The following is a 2,004-nucleotide window of genomic DNA, read 5'->3' as shown; positions in this document are numbered from 1 at the left end:
AGCTGCGCCGCCAGTGTCTTATTGTGCGACAGCACCAGCGTCGGCCGCTGCACCTCCGCCACCACATTGGCCGCCGTAAAGGTCTTACCGGAGCCGGTGACGCCGAGCAGCGTCTGGAAGCGCTGCCCCCGCTCTACACCGTGGACCAGGTCAGCGATCGCCCGAGGCTGGTCACCGGTCGGCTTGTAGCTTGATATGAGTTCAAAATCCATTCTATCTCTCCTCTGTCTCTCCCGACAAAGGTACCAAAATAGCGCCCGAGGGAGCGGGGGCTACCGGACTCCAACAGGGGTGACGCAATGGTGGGATCTTCGCTCAGCGGATAGAGTGTCGGCTAGTCTACATTTTTACACATAAAAAGGCAGTAAGGAACCCGGTGCGACACAAGGAGACATCCCCTCTGGTGGAGGTGGTACCTTTGCACCACTGAAGTATGCTCCCTATATAATTAGGAGTGGCACCATAGGCTTGCCGGTGGTGTGGTCTCTCCTTTCCTTAGAGGGGGAAAAGCGGGATCGGGGTGCCGAGATCCTGACTGGAGAGGCGGGGGTTGTGGAGGTCCTTCTCCGAGAGGATCATCTCCTCGGGGCGTATGGGCCACGGTATGGCGAGCGTCGGGTCGTCCCACGCCACCGCCCCCTCGCTCTCGGGGTGGTAGTAGTTATCCACCTTGTACTGGAAGACCGCCGCGTCGCTCAGCACGCAGAAGCCGTGCGCAAAGCCCCTCGGGATGAAGAATTGCAGGTGATTGTCCTCCGCTAGTTCGACAGCGACATGCTTCCCATAGGTCGGGGAGTCGGGGCGAAGGTCTACCGCCACATCCCACACACGCCCCACGATGACGCGGATCAACTTTGCCTGAGCATAGGGATCGCGCTGGTAGTGGAGTCCCCGCACCACCCCGTAGGATGACCTCGACTCATTGTCCTGCACAAAGGTCGTCCCGCAGATCGCCTCGTATCTCTCTCGGGAGTAGCTCTCCATAAAGTACCCCCGTTCATCCGTGTAGACCCGAGGCTCGAGGATCAGCACGCCCTCGATCTCCGTCTCTGTCACCCTTACCTTCTCATCCATAAGTCCTGTCAGGTACCTGTTCTTATGTATAACTGAAGGATCTCAGCGGTGAGAGTACATATCCTGGTAGTAGGTGCGGTAGGCGCCGGAAGTGACGTGAGTGAGCCACTTCTCATTAGTCAGATACCAGTCGACCGTCTTCCGAAGCCCCTCCTCAAAGGTATGCTCCGGTCTCCAGCCCAGCTCCCGCTCGATCTTGGACGCATCGATGGCGTAGCGCACGTCGTGCCCCGGGCGGTCGCCCACGTGGCGGATCAGCCGCTCGGAGCTCCCCGTAGGGCGCCCCAGAGCCTCGTCTACGAGGCAGATCAGGGTGTGGATCACCTCGATATTCTCCCGCTCGCAGTGACCACCTATATTGTAGGTCTCGCCTATCCTGCCCTCTTGATAGATAAGGTCTATCGCCGCAGCGTGGTCATCGACATAGAGCCAGTCGCGCACCTGACGGCCGTCGCCGTAGACCGGCAGCTCACGCTCCTCACGGATATTGTTGATGAAGAGAGGGATAAGCTTCTCGGGGTGCTGGTAGGGGCCGTAGTTATTGGAGCAATTGGAGATCAGCGTGGGTAGCCCGTAGGTATCGTGGAAGGCGCGGACAAAGTGGTCACACGACGCCTTGGAGGCGGCGTAGGGCGAGTGTGGGTCGTAGCGGGTGGTCTCGCTGAAGGGGGGATCCTCCGGCCCGAGCGAACCATACACCTCATCCGTGCTGATCTGATAGAAGCGCTTGCCATCGAAGCCACCCTCCTGCCGCCACACCTTGCAGGCTGCCTGAAGGAGCGACACGCAGCCGCGGACATTGCTCCGGACGAAGACAAAGGGATCCTTGATGCTCCGGTCGACATGGCTCTCAGCAGCAAAGTTGATGATCCCATCGATCCGGTACTCCTGCATTATCCGGAGGACGAAGTCGTAGTCAGCGATGTCGCC

At 59.5% G+C, this 2,004-nt stretch carries 3 protein-coding genes; all 3 read right to left on the bottom strand.

Going from position 1 to position 2,004, the window contains the following annotated elements; translation table 11 throughout:
• The coding region (locus Q0F21_RS07500) for a DEAD/DEAH box helicase family protein (RefSeq protein WP_297238764.1) at positions 1 to 212 on the bottom strand (212 nt) is incomplete at its 3' end.
• Between the two features lie 283 nt (positions 213 to 495).
• On the bottom strand, positions 496 to 1,074 hold the full coding sequence (gene rfbC / locus Q0F21_RS07495) for a dTDP-4-dehydrorhamnose 3,5-epimerase (protein WP_297238762.1): 579 nt from the start codon (positions 1,072 to 1,074) through the stop codon (positions 496 to 498).
• A gap of 42 nt (positions 1,075 to 1,116) precedes the next feature.
• The coding region (gene rfbB, locus Q0F21_RS07490) for a dTDP-glucose 4,6-dehydratase (protein ID WP_297238760.1) at positions 1,117 to 2,004 on the bottom strand (888 nt) is incomplete at its 5' end.

It is taken from the genome of uncultured Porphyromonas sp. (genome assembly GCF_934359325.1).
Lineage (GTDB): Bacteria > Bacteroidota > Bacteroidia > Bacteroidales > Porphyromonadaceae > Porphyromonas_A.
The sequence above is the reverse complement of the archived record's forward strand: the minus strand, read 5'-3'. Positions and strand labels throughout refer to the sequence as shown.